A 316-nucleotide genomic window follows, 5' to 3' on the forward strand; every position below is an offset into this window, starting at 1 on the left:
AGTTCGACGACTCCGTAAAGCGTGTAAAATTTTAAAGTTTTTTTTCGCGTTGCTGCATCTGCGCTTCTTTGGCGGCATCGCCACACCTAGCCTCCGTTTGTATTGCAAACTCAGAGACAGCAACACGGCCAGTCTCACGTATTTCAGGCTTCAGAAAGCTTTCCAATAGATTCAAGTCCAAGCCTTTCCCACCTGACTGGGGATCGGATAAATCCAAGATACGGCTGAACTGCTCGTAGAGTTCCGGGCGCGTTCTTAAACGCTCCATGAAAGTTTTCATCTCTGATTGGCTCATCTGTTTCTTTTTTGACATTCC

General features: G+C 46.5%; 1 protein-coding gene. It reads right to left on the minus strand.

What is annotated here, in order from left to right; genetic code table 11:
• Positions 1-31: 31 nt before the first annotated feature.
• Positions 32-316: hypothetical protein (locus tag QEH52_RS20980; RefSeq protein WP_308952804.1), on the minus strand; the 285-nt coding region annotated here is incomplete at its 5' end.

Source organism: Thalassobacterium maritimum, from assembly GCF_031127805.1.
Classification (GTDB): Bacteria; Verrucomicrobiota; Verrucomicrobiia; order Opitutales; family Coraliomargaritaceae; genus Thalassobacterium; species Thalassobacterium maritimum.